The organism is Sulfitobacter rhodophyticola, from assembly GCF_041281685.2.
In the GTDB taxonomy this organism is placed as follows: Bacteria; Pseudomonadota; Alphaproteobacteria; order Rhodobacterales; family Rhodobacteraceae; genus Sulfitobacter.
The window spans coordinates 1,467,483-1,493,834 of sequence record NZ_CP166251.2 but is presented as its reverse complement, the minus strand read 5'-3'; the positions used below and the strand labels follow the sequence as shown (position 1 = coordinate 1,493,834).

The 26,352-nt window shown below is 59.4% G+C and carries 24 protein-coding genes; 16 read left to right on the top strand and 8 right to left on the bottom strand.

The genetic code is table 11. The features are described 5' to 3' along the window. The first annotated feature begins 4 nt into the window (after positions 1 to 4). Genes mnmG through AB4X18_RS08300 form a run of 4 tightly spaced genes read left to right on the top strand, consistent with a single transcriptional unit; the run spans position 5 to position 4,165 of the window. Positions 5 to 1,867 carry a tRNA uridine-5-carboxymethylaminomethyl(34) synthesis enzyme MnmG gene (mnmG, locus tag AB4X18_RS08315; RefSeq protein ID WP_370399639.1) on the top strand — a complete coding sequence of 621 codons (1,863 nt, stop codon included), beginning with the start codon at positions 5 to 7 and terminating at the stop codon, positions 1,865 to 1,867. Then, positions 1,867 to 2,472, top strand: coding sequence for a 16S rRNA (guanine(527)-N(7))-methyltransferase RsmG (gene rsmG / locus AB4X18_RS08310; protein ID WP_370399638.1), 606 nt, complete (start codon positions 1,867 to 1,869; stop codon positions 2,470 to 2,472). The genes mnmG and rsmG overlap by 1 nt, the downstream gene beginning before the upstream one ends. Next, positions 2,465 to 3,265, top strand: coding sequence for a ParA family protein (locus tag AB4X18_RS08305; protein WP_370399637.1), 801 nt, complete (start codon positions 2,465 to 2,467; stop codon positions 3,263 to 3,265). The genes rsmG and AB4X18_RS08305 overlap by 8 nt, the downstream gene beginning before the upstream one ends. 9 nt (positions 3,266 to 3,274) lie before the next feature. After that, positions 3,275 to 4,165: a ParB/RepB/Spo0J family partition protein gene (locus AB4X18_RS08300; RefSeq protein WP_370399636.1), complete on the top strand. Its 891-nt coding sequence runs from the start codon at positions 3,275 to 3,277 to the stop codon at positions 4,163 to 4,165. On the opposite strand, the gene hemW is transcribed toward AB4X18_RS08300, so the two are convergent. The 3 genes from hemW to rph are packed head-to-tail and all read right to left on the bottom strand — an operon-like array spanning position 4,111 to position 6,633. Beyond that, positions 4,111 to 5,319: a radical SAM family heme chaperone HemW gene (gene hemW / locus AB4X18_RS08295; RefSeq protein WP_370399635.1), complete on the bottom strand. Its 1,209-nt coding sequence runs from the start codon at positions 5,317 to 5,319 to the stop codon at positions 4,111 to 4,113. The genes AB4X18_RS08300 and hemW overlap by 55 nt on opposite strands. Next, entirely contained in the window at positions 5,312 to 5,923 is a 612-nt protein-coding gene (gene rdgB, locus AB4X18_RS08290) for an RdgB/HAM1 family non-canonical purine NTP pyrophosphatase (RefSeq protein ID WP_370399634.1), read from the bottom strand. The genes hemW and rdgB overlap by 8 nt, the downstream gene beginning before the upstream one ends. After that, entirely contained in the window at positions 5,920 to 6,633 is a 714-nt protein-coding gene (gene rph / locus AB4X18_RS08285) for a ribonuclease PH (RefSeq protein ID WP_370399633.1), read from the bottom strand. The genes rdgB and rph overlap by 4 nt, the downstream gene beginning before the upstream one ends. A gap of 108 nt (positions 6,634 to 6,741) precedes the next feature. On the opposite strand from rph, the gene hrcA reads away from it, so the two are divergent. Then, the gene (gene hrcA, locus AB4X18_RS08280) at positions 6,742 to 7,806 is read left to right on the top strand and encodes a heat-inducible transcriptional repressor HrcA (protein ID WP_370399632.1); all 1,065 of its coding nucleotides are present in this window, start codon (positions 6,742 to 6,744) and stop codon (positions 7,804 to 7,806) included. A gap of 9 nt (positions 7,807 to 7,815) precedes the next feature. After that, the gene (locus AB4X18_RS08275) at positions 7,816 to 8,379 is read left to right on the top strand and encodes a nucleotide exchange factor GrpE (protein WP_370399631.1); all 564 of its coding nucleotides are present in this window, start codon (positions 7,816 to 7,818) and stop codon (positions 8,377 to 8,379) included. A gap of 49 nt (positions 8,380 to 8,428) precedes the next feature. Here the strand turns inward: AB4X18_RS08275 and mutS are convergent, their stop codons facing one another. After that, the gene (mutS, locus tag AB4X18_RS08270) at positions 8,429 to 11,050 is read right to left on the bottom strand and encodes a DNA mismatch repair protein MutS (RefSeq protein ID WP_432817413.1); all 2,622 of its coding nucleotides are present in this window, start codon (positions 11,048 to 11,050) and stop codon (positions 8,429 to 8,431) included. A gap of 168 nt (positions 11,051 to 11,218) precedes the next feature. Here mutS and AB4X18_RS08265 point away from each other — a divergent pair, with 168 nt between their 5' ends. From AB4X18_RS08265 to AB4X18_RS08255, 3 genes are read left to right on the top strand one after another with little or no spacing between them, the layout of a single operon-like run. Next, positions 11,219 to 12,946 (top strand): glycosyltransferase family 61 protein, encoded by a 1,728-nt coding sequence (locus AB4X18_RS08265; RefSeq protein ID WP_370399630.1) that lies wholly within the window; start codon positions 11,219 to 11,221, stop codon positions 12,944 to 12,946. A 57-nt stretch (positions 12,947 to 13,003) separates the two neighbouring features. Then, positions 13,004 to 15,262, top strand: coding sequence for an NADP-dependent malic enzyme (locus AB4X18_RS08260; RefSeq protein WP_370399629.1), 2,259 nt, complete (start codon positions 13,004 to 13,006; stop codon positions 15,260 to 15,262). Beyond that, on the top strand, positions 15,259 to 16,131 hold the full coding sequence (locus AB4X18_RS08255; protein ID WP_432817283.1) for a ribokinase: 873 nt from the start codon (positions 15,259 to 15,261) through the stop codon (positions 16,129 to 16,131). The genes AB4X18_RS08260 and AB4X18_RS08255 overlap by 4 nt, the downstream gene beginning before the upstream one ends. Positions 16,132 to 16,133: 2 nt before the next feature. Here AB4X18_RS08255 and msrA read toward each other — a convergent pair whose 3' ends face one another. Further along, a complete protein-coding gene (gene msrA, locus AB4X18_RS08250; protein ID WP_432817282.1) occupies positions 16,134 to 16,799 on the bottom strand; it encodes a peptide-methionine (S)-S-oxide reductase MsrA in 666 nt (221 codons plus the stop codon). Between the two features lie 142 nt (positions 16,800 to 16,941). Between msrA and AB4X18_RS08245 the strand changes: the two genes are divergently transcribed. Further along, positions 16,942 to 17,631 carry an HAD family hydrolase gene (locus AB4X18_RS08245; RefSeq protein ID WP_370399628.1) on the top strand — a complete coding sequence of 230 codons (690 nt, stop codon included), beginning with the start codon at positions 16,942 to 16,944 and terminating at the stop codon, positions 17,629 to 17,631. A gap of 177 nt (positions 17,632 to 17,808) precedes the next feature. On the opposite strand, the gene AB4X18_RS08240 is transcribed toward AB4X18_RS08245, so the two are convergent. After that, complete coding sequence (locus AB4X18_RS08240; RefSeq protein ID WP_432817281.1) at positions 17,809 to 19,029, bottom strand: argininosuccinate synthase; 1,221 nt, start codon at positions 19,027 to 19,029, stop codon at positions 17,809 to 17,811. 148 nt (positions 19,030 to 19,177) lie between these two features. Here AB4X18_RS08240 and ilvA point away from each other — a divergent pair, with 148 nt between their 5' ends. Together ilvA and AB4X18_RS08230 are read left to right on the top strand one after the other, a co-directional pair. After that, positions 19,178 to 20,389, top strand: a complete 1,212-nt coding sequence (gene ilvA / locus AB4X18_RS08235) for a threonine ammonia-lyase IlvA (protein WP_370402600.1) — start codon at positions 19,178 to 19,180, stop codon at positions 20,387 to 20,389. Between the two features lie 9 nt (positions 20,390 to 20,398). Next, positions 20,399 to 21,211 carry an SDR family oxidoreductase gene (locus AB4X18_RS08230; protein ID WP_370399626.1) on the top strand — a complete coding sequence of 271 codons (813 nt, stop codon included), beginning with the start codon at positions 20,399 to 20,401 and terminating at the stop codon, positions 21,209 to 21,211. On the opposite strand, the gene AB4X18_RS08225 is transcribed toward AB4X18_RS08230, so the two are convergent. After that, positions 21,196 to 21,543 carry an Hpt domain-containing protein gene (locus AB4X18_RS08225; RefSeq protein ID WP_370399625.1) on the bottom strand — a complete coding sequence of 116 codons (348 nt, stop codon included), beginning with the start codon at positions 21,541 to 21,543 and terminating at the stop codon, positions 21,196 to 21,198. The genes AB4X18_RS08230 and AB4X18_RS08225 overlap by 16 nt on opposite strands. Positions 21,544 to 21,669: 126 nt before the next feature. Between AB4X18_RS08225 and AB4X18_RS08220 the strand changes: the two genes are divergently transcribed. After that, the gene (locus AB4X18_RS08220) at positions 21,670 to 22,947 is read left to right on the top strand and encodes a PP2C family protein-serine/threonine phosphatase (protein ID WP_370399624.1); all 1,278 of its coding nucleotides are present in this window, start codon (positions 21,670 to 21,672) and stop codon (positions 22,945 to 22,947) included. Here the strand turns inward: AB4X18_RS08220 and AB4X18_RS08215 are convergent. Further along, the gene (locus AB4X18_RS08215; protein WP_370399623.1) at positions 22,881 to 23,372 is read right to left on the bottom strand and encodes an NUDIX domain-containing protein; all 492 of its coding nucleotides are present in this window, start codon (positions 23,370 to 23,372) and stop codon (positions 22,881 to 22,883) included. The genes AB4X18_RS08220 and AB4X18_RS08215 overlap by 67 nt on opposite strands. A 78-nt stretch (positions 23,373 to 23,450) precedes the next feature. Here AB4X18_RS08215 and AB4X18_RS08210 point away from each other — a divergent pair, with 78 nt between their 5' ends. The 3 genes from AB4X18_RS08210 to AB4X18_RS08200 are packed head-to-tail and all read left to right on the top strand — an operon-like array spanning position 23,451 to position 26,192. Further along, complete coding sequence (locus tag AB4X18_RS08210) at positions 23,451 to 24,437, top strand: Hsp33 family molecular chaperone HslO (protein WP_370399622.1); 987 nt, start codon at positions 23,451 to 23,453, stop codon at positions 24,435 to 24,437. A 4-nt stretch (positions 24,438 to 24,441) separates the two neighbouring features. Next, complete coding sequence (locus tag AB4X18_RS08205) at positions 24,442 to 25,038, top strand: CoA pyrophosphatase (protein ID WP_370399621.1); 597 nt, start codon at positions 24,442 to 24,444, stop codon at positions 25,036 to 25,038. Next, entirely contained in the window at positions 25,014 to 26,192 is a 1,179-nt protein-coding gene (locus AB4X18_RS08200) for a CCA tRNA nucleotidyltransferase (RefSeq protein WP_370399620.1), read from the top strand. Before AB4X18_RS08205 ends, AB4X18_RS08200 begins: the two co-directional genes overlap by 25 nt. Positions 26,193 to 26,352: the final 160 nt, after the last annotated feature.

Here is a 26,352-nt window from a genome sequence, read left to right as displayed (position 1 = left end):
TCACGTGAAACATTTTGAGGTCATCGTTATCGGGGGTGGGCATGCAGGTGCCGAGGCGGCGCACGCTGCCGCACGGATGGGAGCGGATACCGCGCTTGTCACGATGACGCGGGACGGCATTGGCGTTATGTCCTGTAATCCGGCCATTGGCGGGCTTGGTAAGGGGCATCTGGTCCGGGAAATTGATGCCATGGACGGCGTGATGGGCCGTGTGGCGGACAAGGCGGGGATTCAGTTCCGTCTACTTAACCGCCGCAAGGGCCCCGCGGTCCAGGGTCCACGGGCGCAGGCGGATCGGAAGATTTATCGCAGCGAAATGCTGGCGGCTTGCGAAGCGCAACCCAACCTTACCATTGTGGAAGGCGAAGTTGTTGATTTGTTGATGCGGCAATCCACGGTTGGTGGGGTGGTTCTGGCGTCCGGCGAACAGCTAGAGGCGGGCGCAGTAATCTTGACCACAGGCACATTCTTGCGCGGTGTCATTCATATCGGCGATGTCAGTCGGTCCGGTGGGCGCATGGGAGATAAGGCGACCGTTGATCTCGCAAACCGACTTGATGGTTTCAAATTGCCAATGGGCCGTTTGAAGACCGGTACACCTCCGCGTCTGGATGGACGCACCATCGATTGGTCTGGGCTGGAACAGCAGGCAGGGGATGATAATCCCACGCTCTTTTCGTTCCTTTCCACTTCGATCAGCGCACCGCAAATCAGCTGCGGGATCACGCATACGAATGCGGTCACCCATGATATCATCGCGAAGAACCTTGAGAGATCAGCGATGTATGGTGGCCAGATCGATGGCATCGGGCCAAGGTATTGCCCGTCGATCGAAGATAAGGTGGTGCGCTTTGCTGAGAAAACTTCGCATCAGATTTTTCTTGAGCCAGAGGGGGCGGATGACCACACGATATACCCCAACGGCATTTCCACATCCTTGCCGGAAGATGTGCAGGAAGCCTACGTGAGGTCCATCCGGGGCCTCGAAAATGCGAAGATACTGCAGCCAGGGTATGCAATTGAGTACGACTATATTGATCCCCGCGCGCTGCGCGCCACCCTCGAAGTGCGCAACGTGCCCGGACTGTACCTCGCCGGTCAAATCAATGGCACGACAGGATATGAGGAGGCTGCCGCGCAAGGCTTGGTGGCCGGGTTAAACGCCGCACGAGCTGTAAGGGGCGGCGATGATGTGATTTTCAGTCGGGCTGAAAGCTATATCGGCGTCATGATTGATGACCTCACAACCCGAGGGGTGACAGAGCCATATCGCATGTTCACCTCTAGAGCGGAGTTTCGTTTGTCGCTGCGCGCAGACAACGCAGATCAACGGCTTACGCCGCGCGCCATTGCGCTCGGATGTGCGTCGGATGCGCGGCGGGAGGCCTTTGTGGCGAAGATGGCTGATCTGGAGTTGGCGAAGTCGCTATTGTCGGATCAGGACTTTACGCCGAAGGACGCTGCAAAAGCTGGTATCAAGGTCAGCCAGGACGGCAACCGGCGGACTGCGTTTCAACTGTTGGCATTCCCGGATGTCCGGTTTGAAGACGTCGTTTCCCTCGTCCCGGAGCTGCAGGAGGTATCAGCCAATATTCGGCGCCAAGTGGAGAGGGACGCGCTTTATGCTAATTATCTTGGACGGCAGCAGCGCGATATCGATGTGTTGCGCAAGGACGAGGCGCATCGGATCCCGGAGGGTTTCGACTATGGTGCCCTCGATGGTTTGTCTCATGAATTGAAGGCGAAACTTGTCGCGGCGCGGCCTGAAACGCTTGCGCAGGCATCCCGCATTGATGGGATGACGCCGGCGGCTTTGACCTTGATTCTTACATGGCTCAAGCGTGACGCAGGCAAGAAGACCGCATAATGACGCTGCCGGACCTCGATGTTTCACGTGAAACACTGGCGCGTCTTCAGGTCTTTGCAGATCTGGTGGAAAAATGGACGCAGAAGATCAATCTGGTCTCCAAGGCGAGCGTTTCTGATCTTTGGTCCCGCCATATACTGGATTCCGCACAAATCTTTGATCTGGCCCCTCCCTGCCGTTCCTGGGTGGATCTGGGCAGTGGAGGCGGGTTTCCCGCGATCGTAATCGCAATCATCGCTACGGAGAAACGTCCGGATATAACAGTGACACTCGTTGAAAGTGACCAGCGCAAATGCGCCTTTCTGCGCAGTGCATTGCGGGAAATGTCACTGTCCGGGACAGTCATATCGGAGCGCATCGAAGATCTTGCGCCACTGCAGGCTGAGGTGTTGTCCGCCCGTGCCTTGGCCGATCTTACCACCCTTCTTTCCTTCGCCGAACATCATCTGGCGGCGAAGGGTACATGCATCTTTCCGAAAGGCGAAAATTGGCGGAAAGAGCATGACGCTGCGCAACAGCAGTGGTCATATTCCTGCGAAGCGATTACAAGCAATACCAACCCTGCTGCCGCGGTTTTGAAGATTGAGGATATCAAACGTGTCTGACCCCACGCGGCCCACCGGGCCCAAGATAATCGCGGTGGCAAATCAAAAAGGTGGCGTCGGTAAAACCACAACGACGATCAACCTCGCGGCAGCATTTGTTGAAATGGGCAAGCGTGTTTTGGTGGTCGACCTTGACCCGCAAGGGAACGCATCCACGGGTTTCGGAATCGCCTTGGATGATCGGGAATTTACTACCTATGAACTCCTGCTTGAAGACATATCGCTTGACCGGTTGGTTCAAAATACCCAGCAGGATGGCCTGTTCATCATTCCGGCAACCGTCGACCTCAGTTCTGCGGATATTGAGCTGATTTCCAATGAAAAGCGGAGCTTTTTGCTACATGACGCCCTGCGCCAGCTTCAGATGGATGACTTTGCGCTCGACTACATTCTGATCGATTGTCCGCCATCACTGAACCTTTTGACCGTGAACGCCATGATTGCAGCGCATTCTGTTCTTGTGCCTTTGCAAAGCGAATTCTTTGCTTTGGAGGGGTTGTCGCAACTCATGATGACCATTCGCGAAGTCCGGCAAAGCGGGAACACCGATTTGCGGATCGAAGGTGTCGTGCTGACAATGTATGACCGCCGCAATAACCTGTCGCAGCAGGTGGAACAGGACGCGCGTAATACACTGGGGGAGGTCGTGTTCAAAACGATGATACCGCGCAACGTGCGTGTGAGCGAAGCGCCCAGCTTTGCCATGCCGGTGCTGAGTTATGACAGTCAATCTAAAGGTGCGATGGCGTATCGCGCACTGGCGCAGGAAATCATGGATAACAACATCAGGTGAGGGGTGGAAATGGCTGAGAAACAGGAACGCAAGCGCGGCCTTGGGCGCGGATTGTCCGCCTTGATGGCGGACGTCACAGAGAATGAAAACGCCGCGTCCAAAGGGCCCTCGGCGGCTGAGCATATCATCCCGATTGAGCGGATTTCCCCCAATCCCGACCAGCCCCGCAAAAGGTTCGCAGCCGAAGATCTTGCCGACCTTGCCGCATCCATCAAGGAAAAAGGCGTCATTCAGCCGCTGATCGTCCGGTCCCGGCAAGGTGGTAGCTTTGAAATCGTCGCAGGCGAACGCCGCTGGCGCGCTGCGCAGATGGCGCAATTGCATGAATTGCCGGTGATCGTGCGCGACTTCACGGATGTCGAAGTGCTTGAAGTGGCCATCATAGAGAACATTCAGCGTGCAGACCTGAACCCCATCGAAGAGGCAACGGGGTATCGGCAGCTGATGGACCGGTTTGGCCATACACAGGAAAAAATGGCAGAAGCCTTGGGCAAGAGCAGAAGCCACATCGCCAATCTGCTGCGTCTGCTGAACCTGCCCGATGGTGTGGTCGACCTGGTTCGCTCAGGCGGGCTCAGCGCGGGTCACGCGCGGGCGCTCATCCCGGCGAAGGATCCTCTGAAACTGGCACAGCAGATCATGAAGGGCGGTTTATCCGTCCGGGCCGCTGAAGCTTTGGTCAAGAAGGAAGCCAGCGGCGATGCGCCCAAGGCCACTGCAAGGGCGTCTGCATCGGAGAAGGACGCCGACACCATCGCGTTGGAACGGGATCTGGCTGCAGCCATCGGGATGAAAGTGTCCCTTGATCACAAACCCGGTCAGGAAAATGGCAAGCTGACCCTGCACTACCGCTCGCTGGAGGAACTGGACGAGCTTTGCAGGGTGCTGGGCGGTGGCTGATCCGGCATCAAGGCTTCGATGACAGCGTTCAGAACCATAAACCCCTGATCTGAAACGATTAATCTGTCTTTCGTGCTGGAAATCATGCCAAGATCGACCAATTCCGCAAGTCTGCGCTCCGACAGGGGCTGCCCGGCGATGGCAGCGTAGCGTGCCGTATCAATGCCCTCCTTCAGGCGCAGCCCCATCAGAAGGAACTCCTGTGCCTGATCTTCCGCAGACAGCACCAGCCGTGGTTTCTCAGTCTCGCCGGTTTGTGTCCCCGACAGCCAGCGATTTGGATTGCTGAAGGCTTCCGTTGCATATTTGCGTGCGGCTTGCGTGACCCGGCCATGTGCCCCCGGCCCAATGCCAAGATAATCGCCATAGCGCCAATAGATCAGGTTGTGTCGCGAAGCGGCGCCGTCGCGGGCGTGGTTCGATACCTCGTAGGCGGGCATCCCGGCGTCGGCGCAGATGTCCTGCGTCGCAACGAACATATCCGCGCCCAGGTCTTCATCCGGCAAGCCGCGCAACCCACCGCGGTTGTAGCGATCGCCAAAAGCCGTGCCTTGCTCGATCGTCAACTGGTACAGCGACAGATGATCAATCGCCAGGTTCAATGCCTGTTTCAATTCCGCTTTCCAGGCCGCAAGCGTCTGGTCCTGCCGACCATAGATCAGGTCAAAGCTCACGCGGTCAAAGGTCTGTCGGGCAATATCAAAGGCAGTCAGCGCCTCTGACGCGGTGTGGATGCGCCCCAACCTACGTAAGTCAGTATCGTTCAGCGCCTGTATGCCCATGGAGATCCGGTTGACCCCCGCCGCGTGGTAGGCTGCAAACCGGCCTGCCTCGACCGAACCGGGATTTGCCTCAAGCGTGATTTCCAGATCGTTCGCAACGGGCCAGCGTGTGCGGATTGCGGTGATCACATCCGCCACGACGTCGGGGTCCATCAGGCTGGGCGTCCCCCCGCCGAAGAAAACCGAATTCAGAACCCGACCAGGCGTCTCATCTGCTGCACGGGCAAGCTCGGCCAGGTAAGCGTCGCCCCAAGCGCGCTGATCAATGCTTCGCGAGACGTGACTGTTGAAATCGCAATAGGGGCACTTCGCCTCGCAAAACGGCCAATGGATATAAAGGCCAAAGCCACCCTGTTGCCAATCGTCAGTCAAAGCAGCCCTTGATCAGCTTGGCAAAGGCGTCCGCCCTGTGGCTGATCGCGTTTTTCTGATCTGCGTCCATTTCGGCAAAGGTGATGTCATGGCCATTGGGCTGGAACATCGGGTCGTACCCATGACCCAGCTTGCCCCGCAGCGGCCAGACCAGCGTGCCCTCAACTGTGCCTGCGAAAACCTCATCATGGCCGTCGGGCCACGCCAGAACCAGGGTCGCGCAAAACCGGGCATGGCGCGGCTGTGGCGCGTCCTTGGTTTCAAGCAAATTATGGGTCTTGGTCATGGCCATCAGGAAATCCCGACCGTCCGGTGTTTCGGCCCAATCTGCGGTATAGACACCGGGCGCACCGTCCAATGCCTCCACCTCGATCCCGGAATCGTCGGCCAGCGCGGGCATCCCTGTCGCCTTCGCGGCGGCGTGCGCCTTGATCCGGGCATTACCGACAAAGGTGCTCTCTGTCTCCTCCGGTTCCGGCAAGTCAAGCGAAGCTGCCCCCACCACCTGCACGCCGCGCGGGGCAAACAGCTGTTCCATCTCTTCCAGCTTGCCCGCGTTGTGGGTCGCGATCAGGATCTGGTCAGAGGTGAACCGGCGTGTCACGCGGTGACGTCTTTCTGAAGGGCGGCCAGTTCCGCAACGCCCTTTTCCGCAAGATCCATCAACGCGTTCATCTGATCGCGGGAATATGTGGATCCCTCGGCGCTCATCTGAACCTCGATCAGCTTGCCGCTGGCCGTCATGATGAAATTGCCGTCAACGCCGGCCTCTGAATCTTCCGGATAGTCCAGATCAAGAACCGGCTGGCCTGCATAGATGCCGCAGCTGACCGCTGACACCGGGTCTTCCAGGGGGTCGGAAATCACGTCTCCGGCTTTCATCAGCTTGTTCACCGCCAGGCGCAGTGCAATCCAGCCGCCGGTGATCGCGGCACACCGCGTGCCGCCGTCGGCCTGCAACACATCGCAATCGATGGAAATCTGACGCTCGCCCAGGGCGACCCTGTCCACACCGGCGCGCAGGGAGCGGCCGATCAGCCGCTGGATTTCCACCGTGCGCCCGCCTTGCTTGCCCATCGCCGCTTCGCGTCGCATCCGGGTATTGGTTGCACGTGGCAGCATGCCGTATTCCGCCGTGACCCAGCCCAGCCCGGATCCCTTGATGAACGGTGGCACGCGATCTTCTACCGTCGCCGTGCACAGCACATGCGTGTCGCCCACCTTGATCAGCGCCGATCCTTCTGCGTGTTTGGTAAAACCCACCTCGACTGAGACAGGGCGCATTTCGTCAAGTTTCCGGCCAGAAGGGCGCATGGGATATCCTTTTTGATTTCCACCGGGGATACCGTCCTGCGCCCCCCGGATGCAAGCAAGATTGACGTTCGCGCTCCGCCTCCCTTTATTGGCAGCAGAGGTGCGCCGATGACCGAGACCGTGAAGCTGCTCAAGGAAATGAACGATCGCTCCCGCGAGGTGTTTCGCCGCGTCGTGGAGGGGTATCTGGATACCGGTGATCCGGTGGGATCGCGTACGCTGACACGGGACTTCAGCGAAAAGGTCAGCGCCGCCACAATCCGCAATGTCATGCAGGATCTTGAACACATCGGCGTTCTTGGGTCCCCCCATGTCAGCGCGGGCCGTATCCCCACGCAGCTTGGGTTGCGGATGTTTGTCGACGGCATGATCGAACTGGGCGATCTTTCCGACACCGACCGCGAAAAGATCGATGCCACAATGGGGGACAATGCCGCTGACGTGGGCAATCTGCTGGACCGTGTCGGATCGGCATTGTCCGGTGTCACCCATGGCGCGTCCCTTGTCCTGACGCCCAAGCACGAAGCGCCGATCAAGCATATCGAATTCGTTTCCCTGTCCCCGGACCGCGCGTTGGTGGTTTTGGTGTTCTCTGACGGACACGTGGAGAACCGCCTGTTCACGCCACCGCCCGGTCAGACGCCGAGTTCCATGCGCGAAGCGGCCAATTTCCTCAATGCTCTGGTCGAAGGCAAGACCATCGGTGAATTGCAACGCAGCGTGAAGCAGGAGATCGCGCAGCGCCGTTCGGAGATCGACACCCTTGCGCGCGAATTGGTCGAAAGTGGTGCCGTTTTGTGGGAAGGGGAAGGTGAGCATGCAGAGCGGCTGATCGTGCGGGGGCGTGCGAATCTGCTTGATGGGGATGCAGAGGCGGAGGATCTGGAGCGGGTCCGCCGCCTGTTTGATGATCTTGAACGCAAGCGTGACATTGCCGAATTCCTTGAACTGGCCGAAAGTGGCGACGGTGTGCGCATCTTTATCGGCTCTGAGAACAAACTTTTCTCACTTTCGGGTTCCTCTCTGGTGGTTTCCCCTTATATGAACGCTGATCGAAAGGTGATTGGTGCGGTCGGTGTGATCGGGCCCACGCGCCTGAATTATGGACGTATTGTGCCGATTGTGAATTACACGGCACAGCTGGTTGGAAAAATGGTGTCCGACCGCAGCTAGAGGTGAAGAATGGCTGACCCGAACGAGAATGAATTTCTGGACGATCTGGAAGCGATGGAAGCGGAAATATATGCCGCCGCCGAAGAAGAGATCGACGATGAAGCCCTGGAACTGGATCAGCTTCGCGCCGAGCGGGATGAATTCAAGGACCGCTTCATGCGGGCCCTTGCGGATGCGGAAAACGCGCGCAAGCGGTCCGAAAAGGACCGCCGGGAAGCGGAGAATTACGGCGGGTCAAAGCTCGCCCGGGACATGCTGCCGGTCTATGACAACATGAAGCGCGCGCTTGAGGCCGCGACCGACGAACAGCGTGAAGTTTCTGGTCCCTTGCTTGAAGGGGTCGAGTTGACCATGCGCGAATTGCTCAACGTGTTCAAAAAGCATGGGATCGAGATCATCGCACCGGAGGTCGGGGACAGGTTTGATCCGCAGGCGCATCAGGCGATGTTCGAAGCACCCGTGCCGGGGACCAAGGCCGGCGATATCATTCAGGTCGCCGCCGAAGGGTTCATGCTGCATGATCGGTTGCTGCGACCCGCGCAGGTTGGCGTTTCGTCGCAGCCTGCGGGATAAGAGATTCCAACGCTCCGCGGGGGTTTTTTGAACCATTTGGAAGAGGCGGTCAGGATTTGGCCGCCTCTTTCAGTTTGTAAAGCATGTCGAGGGCTTCGCGGGGCGTGAGTTCATCGGGAAGCACGTCGGCGAGCGCTTTTTCCACTTTTGATTCTGTCTTGGGTTGGGGTGGTGGCGTTGCGCTGACAGAAAAGAGCGGAAGGTCGTCGATCAGCGTCTTTTGCTTTGCCCCGCCTTCGCGTTCGCCTTTTTCCAGCGCATCCAGCACGACGCGGGCGCGGGCGATGACGCTGTCGGGCAGGCCCGCAAGTTGCGCGACCTGCACGCCGTACGACCGGTCAGCCGCACCTTTGCGGACTTCATGCAGGAAGATGACGTCGCCCTCCCATTCCTTCACGGCAACGGTGGCGTTATCCACGCCGTCCAGCTTGGCGGACAAGGCTGTCATCTCATGATAGTGGGTGGCAAAGAGGGCGCGCGCCCGGTTTACGTCATGCAGGTGTTCCAGGGTCGCCCAGGCGATGGAAAGGCCGTCATAGGTTGCCGTACCGCGCCCGATTTCATCAAGGATGACCAGCGCGCGATCATCGGCCTGGTTGAGGATGGCGGCGGTTTCGACCATTTCCACCATGAAGGTGGAGCGGCCCCGTGCCAGATCATCGGACGCACCCACACGGCTGAAAAGCTGGCTGACAAGGCCGATGTGTGCCGATCGTGCCGGCACATAGCTGCCCATTTGCGCCATCAGGGCAATCAGGGCGTTCTGCCGCAGGAAGGTTGATTTGCCGGCCATGTTCGGACCTGTCAGAAGCCAAATCGCAGCAGCATTACCGTCAGCGGTCAGGTCGCAGTCATTGGCAATGAAAGGTGCGCCCGACTGCTGTTGCAGGGCCCGTTCCACAACGGCGTGTCGGCCGCCTTCGATTTCGAATGCGCGGGTGTCATCGACTTTTGGTCTGGTCCAGTTTTCGTCCTGTGCAAGGGTCGCCAATCCCACGGCCAGATCGATTTCCGCCAATCCAGTGGAAGTGATCGCAATCTCACCCGCGCGGGCCAGAATCGCGCCTTTCAGCCTTTCATAGAGCCGCTTTTCGATCTCCAGCGCTTCGTTACCGGCGTTCAGGATGCGGGTTTCCATCTCTGACAGGTCGACGGTTGTGAAACGGACCTGATTGGCGGTGGTCTGGCGGTGAATGAACGTGTCGGACAGGGGCGGGGACAGCATCTTTTCCGCATGGGTTGCGGTGGTTTCGATGAAATAGCCCAGCACGTTGTTGTGCTTGATCTTGAGCGAGGTGATCCCGGTCCGTGCGATGAAATCCTGTTGCATCCCGGCAATGACGCTGCGCCCCTCGTCGCGCAGTTTGCGGGCCTGATCCAATGCGGCATCATAGCCTTCGGCGATGAACCCCCCATCGCGCATCAGAAGCGGGGGTTCGGCGATAAGCGCTTCTTCGAGCAATCCGATCAGGTCGTCGTGACCGGTCAGCCCATTCGTGGCGTCGCGCAGCAGGTTCGGCAGATCGAGAGGTGACAGCGCAGCGCTGAGCGTTTCGGCCTGTGACAGGCCGTTGCGGATCGCTGCCAGATCACGCGGACCACCCCGGTCCAGTGACAGACGCGACAGCGCACGGTCAAGGTCTGGTACCTTTCGCAGGGTATCGCGCAGGTCCTGGGCAAGGCGGATGTTGTCATATCCGAATGTCACCGCGCCCAGACGCGCGTGCACCACATCCAGCACGCGGGAAGGGCTTGAAATCCGCCGTTCCAGAAGGCGTGCACCCCCGGCAGTGCAGGTCCGGTCCATGATGGCCAGAAGGGAACCGGCGCGGCCGCCCGTCATCGCGTGGGTCAATTCAAGGTTACGGCGGGTTGCCGCGTCGATCTGGACGGTGCGCGCTTCGTTTTCCTTCTGGGGTGGGCGCAGCAGGGGCAGTTTGCCCTTCTGCGTAATCTCAAGGTAATCGATCAGCGCCCCCATGGCCGATACCTCGGCGCGGGTGAAGGTGCCGAAGGCATCAAGCGTGGCAATGTTGAACAAGGCGCACAGCCGTTTTTCGGCACCGGTGCTGTCAAAAGCTGCACGTGGCATTGCGGTCATGGCGAGGGCGAAATCAGAGACTGTAGCGTGCAAATCGGGTTCTTTTGCATCCGATACGATGAGTTCTGACGGGGCGAGCCGTGCCAGTTCAGGGCCAAGCCGCACGGGCGGCAGCGGCATCACGTGGAACGCCCCGGTTGAGATATCGACCCACGCCAGCGCCGCTTTGTCCCGCACCTCGGCGTAGGCCGCGAGGTAATTGTGGCGGCGCGCTTCAAGCAGTGCTTCTTCCGTCAGGGTACCGGGTGTGACCAGGCGCACCACATCGCGTTTGACAACGGATTTGTAGCCGCGTTTTTTCGCTTCCGCCGGGCTTTCCAACTGTTCGCATACGGCGACGCGAAACCCCTTGCGGATCAGGGTCAGCAGGTACCCTTCGGCGGCGTGCACCGGGACACCGCACATCGGGATGTCGGCGCCTTCGTGCTTGCCGCGTTTGGTCAGGGCGATGTCCAGCGCTTCGGCGGCCGCGACCGCATCCTCGAAGAACATCTCGTAAAAATCGCCCATCCGGTAGAACAGCAGGGCATCGGCATATTGCGCCTTCAGCTCAAGATACTGCGCCATCATTGGCGTGACTTTGTCCTGGCTCACCAGCGCCCCCTGCATTCGCGTCAGGTGTATGTACAAAACCACGCTTGTGAGGGAAAGAGCGGCCGCGCGGGTGTTGTGAGTGGACGGCAAAAGAGATGTTGGTAAAATTGCGCCTCTCTCAACGCGGGCAGGAAAGGGGGCAGAGTGCGTGACTTGAACAATCTGACAGCGCCACCCGAGGAGCTGTTTCTGAACCCCTACCGGGATTTTCATGTTCAGGCCCTGCAAAAGGTCAGCGCGGCCTGGCATCCGACAGGTGGCGCGTTGATCGAAGGCTTTGCCGTGTCCGAACACCCGCAGATGTGCGACCGGATCAATGGCACGATCCGGCAGATGACGTCACACAAGAAATTCTCGCAACCGATCCTGACGGCGAGTGTTCCGGTCATGCTGGAAGACGTGACCTGTCACAAATCCTTCATCGCGGCCTGTGGGCAGTACCTGTTGAGCGGGGCCGCCGGGACGCGGATGTTGAACCGGTTTCGCTGGGAGAATGTTGATGTCGGCGCGCCGGATGTCTTGCTGAACCTCTATTTCCAGCAGATGCAATGGCAGAACGAAGGCATGTCATTGCCGGAGTATTATGGCGGGTTAGAGCCTGACACGCCTTTTGTCGTTCCCTGTCGCAACACGTTCAACTACTACCATTTCCTGACGGAATCCCTGCCGCAACTGACATTGCTGGACGGATTGGATTTCAAGGGGGATATCTTTTTCCACTTCCCCAACCCGGAGGAAAAGCAAAGACCCTTTGCGCGGGCATTTGCCGAGGCGCTTTTCCCTGAGTTCAAGGGGCGCATCCATTTCGAACGTGCCCCCAAACATTATCCACGTGCGATGACGGCCTATGACCTGATGGGCGGTCATCTGCATATGCCGCCATCGGTGCAGCGGGGGATTGGCGCGTTGCTGCCGGGTGATCATCAGGACAATGCGACACTTCACACGATCAATGCGCTGCCGATGCTGACGGCGAATTCCGTGCCTGCGCCGTTGGTTGCGCTGCGCAAACGCGCGCTGGCGGCGATTGAGGGCGGTGATTATGGGCATCTGCCGCGCCGCATTTTCGTCGGGCGCGATACCCGTCAGAGCCGCAAGCGCCATATGGCGGGCGAGAATTTGCTGTTTGAGCATCTTCAGCTTTTCGGGTTCGAATACGTCGTTTTCGAAAATATGCCGCCGCTGGAACAGATCGCGATGATGGCGCAGGCGGAAGTCATGGTTTCGTACCACGGTGCGGGGTTTGCCAACATGCTGTTTGCCAATCCGTCAACACAGGTGATCGAGATCGGCACACACCAGACCGCGCAGCACCGCTGGCGGGATTTCTGGCCCGTCGCCAACGCCGCGCAGTGCAAATACATCAGCTTTTTCGCGGACTATAGAAAAGAAAACCCCCTGATAGAGCCTAATTTCAGGTCAGATGGCCTGGTGCCAGCAAGCCTGTCGGATGAGGCCGTGGGGCAGATTATGGCGTTCATCGTGACAGCGCTGGGACATGTGCCGACGTTAAGCAAACCTGAAACACTGGTGTCCCTTTCACGTCAATTGCTGGCAGTGCGGGCGATTGCGCAACTTATGGCGCTTTTCGAGGCGCACGAGGAGATCGTGCAGAAGGACGGAACCCTTTGCCTGCTGCGTGCCGATTGCCACAAGGAACTGGATGAACCGCGGTCAGAGCTTGTGGCCCTTGATCATGCCTACAAGGCTGACCCGTCGCGCTGGCAGACCCTTGTGCGGATGATCTGGTGTGCCAACCGATGCGAACGTCCGCAGGTCATTCGCTGGGCGCTGTCCCAGCTCAAGGCGGATTTTCCGGAACGTTACAGTGCTTTTGTGGGCAATCATGAATGGGTTCGCTACGTCGCCTGATTGTAAGCCCGCGCTTTGAAAGCTATGACCTTTGCAAACAGCAAGGGGCCGATTTCCGTGACCAAAACCCGCATCACCGATCAGGAGGCGCTTGCCTTCCATCTTGAACCCACGCCGGGCAAGTTCGAGATTACCGCAACCGTACCCATGACCACACAGCGGGATCTGAGCCTTGCCTATTCGCCGGGCGTCGCCGTGCCTTGTGAAGCCATCGCGGCCAATCCGGAGACGGCGTATGATTACACCAACAAGGGCAATCTGGTCGCCGTGATCTCCAACGGGACGGCGGTGCTGGGGTTGGGCAATTTGGGCGCGTTGGCGTCCAAGCCGGTGATGGAAGGCAAGGCGGTGCTGTTCAAACGGTTCGCCGACGTGAACTCCATCGATATCGAACTGGATACCGAAGACACGGATGCCTTTATCAACGCCTGCAAGCTGATGGGGCCGACCTTTGGTGGCATCAACCTTGAAGACATCAAGGCGCCGGAGTGTTTCATCATCGAACAGCGCCTGAAGGAGGAGATGGACATTCCCGTCTTCCACGACGATCAGCACGGCACTGCGGTGATCTGTGCGGCGGGTCTGATCAACGCGCTGCATATCTCCGGCAAGAAGATCGAGGACGTGCGGATTGTCCTGAACGGGGCGGGTGCTGCGGGCATTGCCTGTCTTGAACTTCTCAAATCCATGGGGGCCCAGCACAACAATTGCATCATGTGCGACACCAAGGGTGTGATTTATCAGGGGCGCACCGAAGGGATGAACCAGTGGAAGTCTGCCCATGCCGCCACCACCGACATGCGCACGCTGGAGGAGGCGATGAAGGGTGCGGATGTGTTCCTTGGCGTCTCCGTCAAAGGGGCGGTGACGCAGGACATGGTTGCCAGCATGGCCGATAATCCGGTGATCTTCGCCATGGCCAATCCCGATCCGGAAATCACGCCCGAACAGGCCCACGCGGTACGGATGGATGCCATCGTGGCGACCGGGCGCAGTGACTACCCCAATCAGGTGAACAACGTGCTTGGGTTTCCCTATCTTTTCCGTGGCGCGCTGGACATCAATGCGCGGGCGATCAATGACGAGATGAAGATCGCCTGTGCCCATGCGCTTGCCAATCTCGCGCGGGAAGATGTGCCGGATGAAGTCGCGATGGCCTATGGCAAGACGCTCAGCTTTGGGCGCGATTATATCATTCCAACCCCGTTTGACCCGCGTCTGATCCACCGTATTCCACCGGCGGTCGCGCGGGCAGGGATGGACACGGGTGCAGCGCGGCGTCCGATCATCGACATGGATGCCTATGAGCTTGCGCTGAAATCGCGCATGGATCCGACAGCGAATATCCTGCGCGGCATCAACGCACGGGCGCGTGCGAACCAGTCCCGAATGATCTTTGCCGAAGGCGACGACCCGCGCGTGTTGCGGGCGGCTGTGCTGTATCAACGTTCCGGTTTTGGCAAGGCGCTGGTTGTGGGGCGGCCCGACGATGTCCAGCAAAAACTGGAGGGGACCGGCCTTGGTGATGCGGTGCGAGAGTTGGAAATCGTGAATGCCGCCAATACGCAGTATTTGGATACCTACAAGGACTCCCTTTATGATCGGCTGAAGCGTCGGGGGTTCGATCACAAGGATATTCACCGGCTTGCAGCGCGGGACCGTCACGTTTTTGCGTCGCTGATGCTGGCGCATGGGCATGGGGACGGGATGATATCGGGGGCCACACGCAAATCCGCGCATGTGCTTGATCGGCTGAACCACGTCTTTGATGCGGATGCCGAACATGGGGCGGCGGGCTTTACCGCGCTGTTGAACAAGGGGCGGATCGTGTTCATTGCCGACACGCTTGTGCATGAGTGGCCCGACGAAGAAGACCTTGCCAATATTGCCGTGAGCGGCGCGCGCGTCGCGCGGCACCTGGGGCTTGAACCGCGCGTGGCTTTCGTCAGCTTCTCGACCTTCGGGTATCCGGTGTCCGAGCGGGCGGAAAAGATGAGTGCCGCACCAAGGGTTCTCGATGCACGCGGGGTTGATTTCGAGTACGAGGGCGAGATGACCGTTGACGTGGCGCTGAATGCAGCGGCGCAGGCGCAGTATCCGTTTTCGCGTTTGACGGGGCCTGCGAATATCCTTGTCGTGCCCGCGCGCCACTCTGCCAGCATCTCCGTCAAGCTGATGCAGGAGATGGCGGGGGCGACGGTGATCGGGCCGATCCTGACGGGCTTGGACAAATCCATCCAGATCTGTTCCACCACCGCCACGGCGAATGATATTCTGAACATGGCGATTCTTGCCGCCTGCAAGGTCGGCGAATGATCTGGAACCTCGGCTCCATCAACGCGGATTACTTCTATCATCTGCCGCATCTTCCCGCACCGGGAGAGACCATCGCGGCGATGTCCTATGCGCGCGGTCTTGGCGGCAAGGGCGCGAACATGTCCGTTGCCGCCGCGCGTGCCGCTGCGCGCGTTTCACACATCGGTGCCGTTGGCAGTGATGGGCGCTGGGCCGTCACCCGGTTGCTGGAATACGGGGTGGAGACACAGCACATCGCGCAGGTGTCAGCGGCCACGGGTCACGCGATCATCCAGATTGATCCGGCGGGAGAAAACAGCATCGTGCTGTTTCCCGGCGCCAACCACGTCATCAGCGATCAGCTGATCGGCACCGCCCTGACCGAAGCCAGCCCGGGTGATATCCTGCTGATGCAGAATGAAACCAACGGGCAGGTGTTTGCGGCAGAAACCGCACGAACCCTGGGTTTGCGCGTCGTCTATGCCGCCGCACCTTTTTCTGCGGAAGCCGTTGTTGCGCTGTTGGGCAAGTTCGATCTGCTGGTGCTGAACGCTGTGGAGGCTGCGCAATTATTGGAAGCGACGGGAAAGCGTCTTGTGGACCTGCCGGTTGATGACGTTGTCGTCACCTTGGGGTCGAGCGGGTGCAAATGGGTCTCTAACAAAGGGAAAACCGAACAGGAATTCGCCGCTTATCCTGTCACGCCAGTTGACACGACCGGTGCCGGCGACACGTTCACAGGGTATCTTGTTGCAGCGCTTGATCGTGGGTTGCCGATGGCCGAAGCGATTGATCTGGGGATGCGCGCCGGCGCGTTGATGGTCATGCGCGAGGGGACGGCTGACGTGATCCCGGACCTCAAAGATATTCAGGATCACGACTTTGGCTGATCCTATTTCACGAAGGGTGCCGCACTGCCCCAAAGCTCCGCAACCCGTTTGTCCCGGCCGCACCGGTCGCGGTAGCGTTTGTAGGCGACGGACTTTTTCACACCCAGCCCCACGGTGCTGAGCGCCAGACGATCGCTGCTTTTGTAGTAATCCTGATGATAGGCATCGGCGGGGTAGAAAGGGCTGGCCCCCAGAACGGGTGTCACGATATTCTGGCCAAGCGCTGCCTGTGCCTCTGACAAGGCTTTTTGCGCGGCTTCTTTTTGCGCGCTGCCGTCCGCAAAGATTGCTGTGCGGTAGGTGGGACCACGGTCACAGAACTGACCACCTGCGTCCGTCGGGTCAATCGACCGCAGGAACATCGACAGGATCTGGTCACGGCTGATCACATCGGGATCGAACTGGATCTGTACCGCTTCGTAGTGGCCTGTGCCGCCGGCAACGACCTGCTTGTAGGTCGGGTTGGCCACCGTCCCGCCGGCGAAACCTGAAACAACTTCCTTTACGCCGCGGACAGCTTCAAAATCCGCTTCCACGCACCAGAAGCATCCGCCGGCGACCGTCAGCGTTTCGGTGCCTGCCGCCCGTGCGCCGCCGGTTTGCGCGACGATGCCGACCGCGATCAGGGCGGCAAGGGTGATGGTCTTGATCATGCGTAGCTGTTTCATCGGAACCTCCTGCATCTGTCCCAAGGCTGCGCCTGTTGTGGCGATTTCGCAAGCGGTCAGGGCTTGATGTCACGTGCTGGTGATTGATGTTTACCGCGCGCGCGGGATCGGTAACATTTTCGCTGTTGGAAAAGGGGATGGCATGCGACTTGCAGTATGGTCCGGGCCGCGCAATCTGAGCACGGCGATGATGTACAGTTTTGGCGCGCGCGGCGATTTCACTGTCATGGATGAACCGTTCTATGCGGCCTTCCTCAAGGCAACCGGCCTTGATCATCCGATGGCGGAAGAAATCATGCGCACCCATGAAAGCGACCCCAGAGCGGTTGCGCAGCTTTGCCAGCAGGACGGCACGCCGCATCTTTATATGAAACACATGCCCCATCACATGCTGCCTGATTTTCCGCTGGATTGGACAGCGGGATGCGTGCACGTCCATTTGATCCGCCATCCGGCGCGGGTGATCGCCAGCTATGCGGCCAAGCGGGAGGCACCAACGCTGGAGGATATTGGTTTTGCGCAACAGGACGCCTTGTTTGAAAGGCTTGGCGGCATCGTGATCGACAGCACCGATATCCGCGCCCAGCCGGAGATGATGTTGCAGCGGCTTTGCGGGGCGGTGGGCGTGCCGTGGGATCCTGCGATGCTGCATTGGACCGTGGGTGGGCATCCGCAAGACGGGGTTTGGGCAAAACACTGGTATGGGGCGGTGCACGCAAGCACGGGGTTTGCCGGGGCAGAAGGCGCGTTGCCAAAGCTTGACGCGGCGCAGGCTACGTTGTGCGAACAGGCGCTGCCATTCTACGAGCGGCTCTGGAAAATGCGCATCTAGCGGCAAATTTTAGTAATTTTGAAACTTCGTGGTGCTATCTGGCGTTGGGCCAGCAAGAGGTCAGAGCGACGCTGTTGTCGTTCGATGGACCGGTTGATCACGCAAGTTTCGAATAACGAGTGATTTGTAACGAGTACAAGGCCCGAACCATCTGGTTCGGGCCTGTCTGCCCCTTATCTAGCCCTTCAGGCGTTTGTCACGGGCCGCCAGCAGCTTCAGGCGCAGGGCGTTGAGTTGGATAAACCCGGCTGCATCTTTCTGGTCATAGGCGCCGGCGTCATCTTCGAAGGTGACATGTGCTTCGGAATAGAGCGAATGATCAGACCAGCGTCCGACCGTCTGCGCGCTGCCCTTGTACAGCTTCAGACGTACGGTGCCCGTCACATGGGTCTGGCTGGCGTCAATGGCCGCCTGCAACATCGTGCGTTCCGGGCTGAACCAGAAACCGTTGTAGATCAGTTCGGCATAGCGCGGCATCAGCTCGTCCTTGAGGTGCATCGCCCCCCGGTCCAGTGTGATCGATTCGATCCCCCGGTGCGCTTCGAGCAGCAGCGTGCCGCCGGGGGTTTCATAGATGCCCCGCGACTTCATCCCGACAAAGCGGCCCTCGACCAGATCAAGGCGACCGCAGCCATGCTTGCCGCCAAGTTCGTTCAGCTTGGTCAGGATTGTCGCGGGCGACATTGCTTCGCCGTTGATGGAAACCGCATCACCCTTCTCGAACCCGATCTCGACATATTCGGGCGTGTCGGGTGCCTCTTCGGGGTGCACGGTGCGCTGGTAGACGTAATCGGGCGCCTCTACGGCGGGGTCTTCCAGCACCTTGCCTTCGGATGAGGTGTGCAGCAGGTTCGCATCCACGCTGAATGGTGCCTCACCGCGTTTGTCCTTGGCGACGGGGATCTGGTTTTTCTCCGCGAACTCCAGCAGCCTTGTGCGGCTGCTGAGATCCCATTCCCGCCAGGGTGCGATCACCTTGATGTCAGGGTTCAGCGCGTAGGCGGCCAGTTCGAACCGCACCTGATCGTTGCCCTTGCCAGTCGCCCCGTGGGCCACGGCATCCGCGCCGGTTTCCGCCGCAATCTCCACCAGACGTTTGGAGATCAGCGGCCGCGCGATGGAGGTGCCAAGCAGGTACAGACCCTCATAAACGGCATTGGCGCGGAACATCGGGAAGACGAAATCGCGCACGAATTCCTCACGGATATCCTCAATATAGATCTTGGATGCGCCCATCATTTCGGCTTTGGCACGGGCGGGTTCCAATTCCTCCCCCTGGCCCAGATCAGCGGTGAAGGTCACCACCTCGCAGCCGTATTCGGTTTGCAGCCATTTCAGGATGATGGAGGTATCAAGCCCGCCGGAATAGGCGAGCACAACTTTCTTGGGCGCGGACATCTTGGGTTTCCTTTCAGTTCGATCCGCGAGGTAGCGGTTTTTGCAGGAACGGGCAAGATGAACGCCTGCGTTGACCTGTGCCGCCCGCATCCCTATCGAAGTGGGATGCGCGAAGGAGGCCGTACGAGTGACAGAGAACTTTCAGGCGATGGCGACACTGGCGGCGTCCAAGATGCGCCCGGTGTTTCCCGCCACCCCCTTGATGCGAAACGTTCTGCTGTCGGAGCGATATCAAGCCGATATCTGGCTCAAACGTGAGGATTTGAGCCCGGTCCGGTCCTACAAGCTGCGCGGTGCATTTAATGCAATGCGCAAGGTGATCCCGGAAAAGTCCCTGTTCGTCTGTGCGTCTGCGGGAAACCACGCACAGGGCGTGGCGTTCATGTGCAAGCATTTCGGAGTGAAGGGTGTGATTTTCATGCCCGTCACCACGCCAGAACAGAAGATCCTGAAGACCCGGATGTTTGGCGGGGATTCGGTCGAGGTGCGTTTGATCGGGGACTACTTCGATGCGTCCCTGGCGGCGGCGCAGACGTTCTGCGCGGCTGAAGGCGGGCATTTCCTGTCCCCTTTCGACGATGAAGACGTGATTGAAGGACAGGCCTCCGTCGCGGTGGAGATCGAGCAGGAATTGGGCCGCGTCCCGGATCACATCGTGCTGCCGGTGGGCGGTGGCGGTATTTCGGCGGGCACGCGCGGGTATTTCGGGGACGCCTGCCGCTATACGCTGGTGGAACCGACGGGCGCGCAAAGCCTGGCGCGCGCGCTGGAAGAAGGTGCGCCGGTGGACGTGTCACCGATTGATTCCTTCGTTGACGGTGCGGCGGTTGCCAAGATCGGTGTGCGCACGTTCGAACGGCTCAAATCCGTGGACCCGGCCGACGTGATCGCGCTGGATGAGGACCGGATCTGCTGCACGATCATCGAGATGCTTAATGTCGAAGGCATCGTGCTGGAACCCGCAGGTGCCATGGCGATCGAAGCGCTGGGCGAGGTTGCGGATCAGATCAGGGGCAAGACGGTTGTTTGCATTGCGTCTGGTGGGAATTTCGATTTCGAACGGCTGCCTGAAGTGAAGGAACGGGCGCAGCGGTATGCCGGGTTGAAGAAATATTTCATTCTCAGATTGCCGCAACGTCCCGGTGCGCTGCGCGATTTTCTTGATATGCTGGGACCGCACGACAACATCACCCGGTTCGAATACATGAAGAAATCCGCGCGCAACTTTGGGTCTGTCCTGATCGGGATCGAAACGGATGCGCCTGAGAACTTTCCCGCCATGTTTGAACGTATCGACGGCGCCGGGTTCACCTATACCGACATCACCAATGATGAAACATTGGCGCAATTCGTGATCTGAGGAGATCCCATGCAGTTCAAGGACAGTTCACTGGTCATCACCGGCGCAGGCAGCGGCATCGGTGCGGCACTGGCGCGCGCAGCGGCGTCGAAGGGGGCCAAGGTTTGTGTATCGGACCTTGATCACGACAAGGCGCAGGCCGTTGCGTCAGAAATCGGTGGGATGGCGGTGCAATGTGACGTGCGCGACGAAACCGCCGTTCAGCGCTTGATCGCGGAGGCCGTTGATCAACAGGGTGAGATCGACATTTTCGTCTCTAACGCAGGTATTGGGAAGGGTGATCCGTCCCACGCGGCGTCGCAACCGGATGAAGACTGGATGCTGAACTGGCAGGTGCATGTGATGGCGCATGTCTATGCCAGCCGCGCTTTGCTGCCCCGCATGATGGAACGGCGTTCCGGGCATCTGGTCAATGTCGCCTCCGCAGCCGGGCTGTTGAACCAGATCGGCGATGCGGCCTATTCCGCAACCAAGCATGCTGCGGTCAGCTTTGCGGAATCGCTGGCAATTACCCATGGGTCCGACGGGATCGGCGTTTCGGTTGTGTGTCCGCAATATGTGGCGACGCCGCTTTTGGGGTTGGATGACAGCGACGCGGCCAAGCGTGAAACCCTGCTGACGGCGGCTGATGTGGCCGCCGCGATCATCAAAGGGGTCGAGGCGGAGCGTTTCCTGATCCTGTCCCATCCGCAAGTCGGCCAGTACACGTTGCAGCGGGGACAGGACCATGACCGTTGGGTGAAGGGAATGCAGATGCTGCGCGCCAAGGCGACGGAGGTTTTTGGCAGCGCGAAGCCAGAGACGCTTTACAAGCTGGTCTGATCACCCGTCAGGGTGCCGGGAAGCGCGGACAGGAACGCCTGCTTGGACGTCAGATAGGTTTCTTCGATCTGTTTGGGGTCAACATCATCCGCGGCCCCTTCGGCGGTGCGGCGTTCGGCGTGCTGACAGGCGGCGGTAAATGTCCTGAACCCCATGTTCAACGCGCATCCCTTGAGAAAGTGCATGTCCTCGGCCAGTGTGCCGGGATCAGGGTTGGTGACAATCCGTTGCAGCGTATCTTCGACCTCCTCCAGAAACAGCGCCACGACTTCGTCGAAGTCTTCGGGCCCCACCTCTTCGCGCAATTCCGATACCCGTTGCCAATTGATCATCGCAGTCTCCCTTTGATGGAGTCGCAATAGACAGGTCTGATTGATATTTGGTTTGGTCCAATATCCCGTTTTGCAGGAAATTTTAGCGTTCACAGCCCGTTCAGATTTGCGACGTAAAGCCCGATTATGACACGCGCAGTTTCTCCGACGGATCCGGGTGCCGCGGCACATGCGCCGCGCAAAAACGTGCTGGTCGTTGACGACAGTCGCCTGCAGCGGCGCATCCTGACGGCATCCCTGACCCGCTGGGGGTATGATGTGACGCAGGCCTCCACGGCGGAAGAGGCGCTTGCGATCTGCCAAAGGGAAATGCCTGATCTCGTGCTGAGCGATTGGGTCATGCCGGGCATGTCGGGCATCGAGTTTTGTAGGATTTTCCGCGATCTGTCGGGTGATGAATATTCGTATTTCATCCTGCTGACATCGAAATCCGACAAGGCGGAGGTGGCGCGTGGGCTGGGGTCGGGCGCGGACGATTTTCTATCGAAGCCAGTAAACAACGATGAACTGCGCGCCCGGATTACCGTGGGCGAACGGATCATCGACATGCAGCGCGAACTGACGGAAACCAACCGCCTGATGTCGATGACGCTGGAAGAATTGCAACGGGTGTACGATTCACTCGATCACGATTTGAGACAGGCCAAGGAATTGCAGCAATCCCTGCTGCGGGAACGGCAGAAAACCCTTGATCAGGGTCACATATCGCTTCTTTTGCGATCAAGTGGTCATGTGGGCGGTGACCTGGTCGGGTTCTTTCAAGGAAGCCCCGACAAGCTGGGGCTGTTCGGCATTGACGTGTCCGGGCATGGCATCAGTTCGGCGCTTATGACGGCCCGGCTGGCTGGGTATCTTTCCGGCAGCGCGCCGGATCAGAACGTCGCCCTGAGAAAGACGGAGGCGGGAGGTTTTGAAACGCGCCCCCCGGCGGAAACCATTGCGGAATTGAACGAACTTGTCCTGAGCGAGATGGACACGGAGCATTATTTCACCCTGATGCTGGCCATCGTGGATCTGCACACCGGGCAGGTCACGATTGCGCAGGCCGGTCATCCGCATCCGGTTGTCCTGCGCGCCGATGGCCGGGTTGAACAAACCGGGACGGGCGGGTTTCCGGTCGGATTGCTGGCTGGTGCCACCTTTGAACAGTTCGATATTCAACTGGCACCGGGGGACAGTCTGCTGATCCTGTCGGACGGGGTGACGGAATGCCCCAGTTCAACAGGTGAACTCTTGGAGGAACAGGGGCTGGAGGAGATCCTGCGCAGTCTTGGCGGCATGCGCGGAAGCGCCTTGCTGGAAGGGCTGGTGTGGCGGTTGTCGGAATATGCCGGGGTTCAGGTTTTTCCCGACGATGTCTCTGCCAGCCTTTTTGAATATACCGGACCGCCGACCGACAGGTAGCGTTGCAACAACGTGCGATCCCCGTCATTGCCCAGAACCGCAATCGCTTCATCAGCGGTCAGGACCAAGGTGCGGTGATTGGGTTCCGTCGGCAGGGCAATCTGATGGGTGGGCCGAGCCACGAACACATGGCACAGCTTTTCTGCCCACAGGTCATATTCAGGCATGAACGTGAACCGCCGAAAGGCACCAAGGCGCCGGGGTGCGGTGATGCGCCAGCCGATTTCTTCCAAAACCTCGCGGTGCAAGGCCTGTAGCGGGGATTCGCCCGGATCGATCCCGCCGCCGGGCAGCTGGACGTCGGGCATCGGCTGCATTTCCGCTGTCATCAGGAAACGCCCCTGCAACGGAAGGATCGCGTATGCACCGGGGCGCAGGATGTACTTTCTGCCGCGCTCCGGCGGAGTTCCCACACGTCTGATCATCCTGAACCCCCCTTTATTGCCCGCTTGCCCCGCCTATATAGTCGCGGTATGGCAAGCGCCCCGCGATAAGGAAACCCCATGAGTCTCTCTTCTCTGCCAGGACAACAGATTGCCTGGGACGACAGTGTATTGCCCTTCCAGCTGGATGCCTCTGACATTCGGGGCCGTGTTGCGCGCCTTGATGGTGTGCTGGACGGAATCCTGCGTCAGCACGATTATCCCCCGGTGGTCGAAGCGCTTGTGGCCGAGATGGCCCTGCTGACGGCGCTGATCGGGCAGACGGTGAAGCTGCGCTGGAAACTGCAGTTGCAGGTGCAATCAAAGGGTCCGGTGCGGATGATTGCGACAGACTATTACGGCCCCGATGAGGATGGCAAACCCGCCCAGATCAGGGCCTATGCCAGCTATGACGCGGATCGTCTGACGGACGGTGCGCCGTATGACCAGGTTGGTGACGGGTATTTCGCGATCATGATCGATCAGGGCAAGGGCATGACGCCCTATCAGGGGATCACGCCGCTGGATGGCGCGTCCCTTGCTGCCTGTGCGGAGGCCTATTTCGCGCAGTCCGAACAACTGCCCACCCGCTTTTCGCTCAGCTTTGGGCGTTCTGTCGAAGCAGATACGCCGGAACACTGGCGGGCCGGTGGTGTGATGCTGCAGCATATGCCCAAGGCGTCGCCCTTCGTTGCGCAGGGCGATGGAACGGGCGACGTGTTGAAAGCAACTGATCTTGTCAGCGGGGACGAGGAAGAGAACTGGAACCGGGCGAATATCCTGCTTGATACAGTTGAGGACCTTGAGCTGATCGGGCCAAGCGTGCCGCCGACCGACCTGTTGCTGCGCCTGTTTCATGAGGAAGGACCACGGGTCTTTGATGCGCAAGCGGTTCGGTTCGGCTGTACCTGTTCCGAAGATCGTGTGCGGCAAAGCCTGTCGATCTATTCGGCCAAGGATATTGAGAAGATGACCACGGACGAAGGCCGGGTGACGGCCGATTGCCAATTCTGCGGCGCCCATTACGACCTTGATCCGGCCACGGTCGGATTTGACGCCGAAGCCTGATCTGATGTCGGATCAAATCGAAGGTTTCCGCACCGCACTGGCGCGCACCGGCGTGACCACGTCTGATTTCGATCTGAACCCTGATGTCGTCCTGCCCGATGATCGCGTGTTGCGGCCCGCGGGTGTTCTGGCGCCGATTGTCCTGCAAAACGGGGCGCTGCATCTGTTGCTGACCAAACGGTCCTCCGCGTTGAAGCACCATCCGGGGCAGATCGCCTTTCCCGGTGGCAAGCAGGATGAAGGGGACGCAGATGTTGTCGCCGCCGCCCTGCGCGAAGCCTGGGAGGAGATCGGCCTGCCGCCGGAGGCAGTTGACGTGTTGGGCACCTTGCCCGCGCATGAAACTGTCACCCGGTTTTCGGTGACCCCGGTTATTGCCTTTGTCAGAGACACATTTGAGATCAAGCCAGAGCCGGGCGAAGTTGAGGAAGTGTTTGCCGTGCCGCTGGATCATGTGTTGAATGCGGACAACTACCTGATCCAATCGCGTCGCTGGCGTGGCACACGGCGTCATTATTTCGCGGTACCTTACGGGCCCTATTACATTTGGGGCGCGACCGCGCGTATGTTGCGGGCATGGACCGAACGCATGACCCCCTGATCCCGCCGGAGACCTCCTGGCTGACGGACCCGCAAGCGCAAGCCGTTTGCGATGCGATCACGTCGGGCGGGCATGCGATCTATTTCGTCGGGGGCTGTGTGCGCAACGCGCTCTTGGGCATGCCGGACAGCGACGTGGACATGTCCACTGATGCGCTGCCGGAACAGGTGATGGCGCTTGCCACCGACGCAGGTTTGAAAGCGGTGCCGACCGGGATTGACCATGGCACAGTGACGGTTGTCTCAAACGGGGTTCCATTCGAGGTGACGACGTTCCGGCGCGATGTTGAAACGGACGGCCGCCGGGCCGTAGTCGCGTTTTCCAAAGACATCGCCGATGATGCCCGCCGCCGGGATTTCACGATGAATGCGCTTTATGCAACGCCACAGGGGCAAGTGATCGACCCGCTGGGCGGTTTGCCTGATCTGCGCGCCAGGCGCTTGCGTTTTATCGAGGAGCCGCAGGCGCGCATTCGGGAGGATTACCTGCGGATTTTGCGGTTCTTCCGGTTCAGTGCCTATTTCGGGGACACGTCCGACGGGTTTGATGCGGAAGCACTGGATGCCATCGCGCAGAACATTGATGGATTGAACGGGCTTTCCGCCGAACGCATAGGTCAGGAGATGTCGAAACTGCTGGCAGCGTCTGATCCTGCGCCTGCGCTTGCGGTGATGCGACAGGTGAACGTGCTGCAAGCGATCCTGCCGGGATCGGATGACCGGTGGGTCGGCCCGATGGTCCATCTGGAAGGCGCGCTGGGCATTTCTGCGGATTGGCGCGGCAGGCTGGCGGCGCTGGGTGGGCAGGACGTTGCGGCGCGATTTAGGCTCAGCAAAGCGGATGCCCGGTTTTTGGGCACACTTGGGGACGTCGGTTTTGCCGGGCCTTCCCTGGGCGAAGTCAGCTACCGGCACGGGCGCGATATTGCACTGCAGGTGCTGCTGATGCGATCGGCGCTGGCGGAAGTAATGCCCGATACCACTGTGTTAGAGACGATTTCGAGCGCGGATGCGGCGCAGTTTCCGGTCAAGGCCGCCGATCTGATACCGCGATGGGAAGGTCCCGCGCTGGGGGCGAAACTGGCAGAGTTGGAGCAGATCTGGATCGATGCGGATTTCGGGATGAGCAAGGAGGCGCTGCTGGCGCAGCTTTGACGGGTCGACTTTTTGAGGCTTTGCGGATATCGAAGACGTTCAAAGAAGGAGGATGCAAAGTGTACCGAGGGATCTGGCTAATTTAAAATTGGCATAACAGACTACCCTGACGGCCTGTTTGATGCAGCGCCGTATCGTTTTGCATGACCATCCTCGAAGG